The 1,640-nt window shown below is 57.6% G+C and carries 1 protein-coding gene; it reads right to left on the bottom strand.

Translation table 11 applies throughout. The annotated features are described in order from the left end of the window. Positions 1–296: 296 nt before the first annotated feature. The gene (locus tag DXD48_RS09935) at positions 297–1,511 is read right to left on the bottom strand and encodes an MFS transporter (RefSeq protein WP_195521868.1); all 1,215 of its coding nucleotides are present in this window, start codon (positions 1,509–1,511) and stop codon (positions 297–299) included. Between the last annotated feature and the right edge of the window lie 129 nt (positions 1,512–1,640).

Raw genomic sequence — 1,640 nt, 5'->3', positions numbered from 1 at the left:
GCCCTCGTCGGCGACCTTGTCGGCGAGCGCGGTCATCTTCTTGCCGGCCTCGTAGACGTTCTTGCCGTCCTCGACGTAGCCCTCCTGGCTAAAGTGCATGATCTCGATCTTCTCGGTTTCCTTCATGGCTTTTCCTTTCTGTCCTGCACGCAACTCTATACATCGCGTTTCTTTTCGATACCAATTATAGACATACACCTAATGTGTTTTTAATACCACTTATCAATCTGCTCCAATCCTCGGTGAACGGTCGAAATTCTCTGGTGAGTGGTATTAAATTAGAATTGAATGTATAGCTAACGCCTCTGGCGCCTCCCTTGTGTGACAAAGAACAGCGTTCCTACCAGCGCAATAATGGTCGATGCCCCAAACAGCACCGCCTGAACGCCCAAAGCCTCCGCCAAAAACGGAGCCGCCAGCAGCGGCAGCACGCCGGCGCTCATCAGGCCAAAACGCACAAAGCCGGTAATGCGCCCCAGGTATTTGATGTCGGCGCGCTCCTGAATCAAGATCATCTGCAGCGGTTCCAGGAATCCCCAGGCCAGACCGTTAATCGCCTGACCGATAATCGCGACCCCCAGCATATCGGTGCCCACGTACACCATGGACCCAATGCCCACGGCCATGAGCGCGCCGAGCAGCAATCGCAGGTTGACATGGCGGGCAGAAAGCTTGGTCAGGATGAACGCGCCCACCGAGGAAGTGAGGCCCACGACCGAGGACAGCCAGCCCAGCCAGACGATATCCACGTTGAGCACATCGCGATAGAACAACGACTCCAGCGAATCGAACGCGCCAAACGCAAAGAAACCCAAAAAGCCCGAGATAAAGATGAGGCGCAGGTCGTGGTCGCGAAACGTAAGTCGCGCACCCTCGGCCATGCCGCCCAAAATACCGCCCTTCGGCTTCTCCCCTTTTGCGGGAGCAACACACTCGTGACAGCCCAAGGAGAGCACGGCCGCCACACCCATCATGCCCGCCATGAGCAGATAGACCGATTGCGTGGCAAAACAGCTCACGATGGCACCGCCGAGCAGCGGGCCAGCGGTATAGGCGATATTGCTGTAGAACACCATGAGGCCGTTCACGCGGGTACGGCCCTCGGTGGTCGACTCCAGGTATCCCGGAAACGCATGCGTGCAGGTGTTGATAAAGCCGCCCGCAAGTCCCAAGACGCACGCGGCAAACACAAGCCCGGGGACAGACAACGGCGCCAACCCCACGCCAAGCGATAGCACTGCCGTAATCACGCACGTCACAAACGACGTCCGGCGCGGTCCAAAGCGATCGATGACCGAGCCCGACACCATATTGCCCACCGACGTCATAAGATTGCGCACGAGCGTAATGGCGGCAACCAAAAAGGCCGTGCCAGCCAGATCATACGTGGCCGCACCGATAAGCCCCAAAAAGTAGACCGCGTTGTTGGCGCACCACTGCAGGGACTCAATAAGAATCAGCCTGACCTCTGCCGGCGTCAGGCGCATTGCTTCGCGATCCTTCGCGAACATACGAACTCCTTCTATACAAAAAGGGGATGGAGGGCATAGGCCTGCTCCATCCCCTTTCCAGGTTGCAACGAAAATCTATGCAGCCGGGCCCTTACGCCAGCACGCCGAAGAACGCGCCGATGATGCCCA

Origin of the sequence: Collinsella sp. TM05-37, from assembly GCF_003436455.1 — a bacterium.
GTDB lineage: Bacteria > Actinomycetota > Coriobacteriia > Coriobacteriales > Coriobacteriaceae > Collinsella.
The sequence above is the reverse complement of the archived record's forward strand: the minus strand, read 5'-3'. Positions and strand labels throughout refer to the sequence as shown.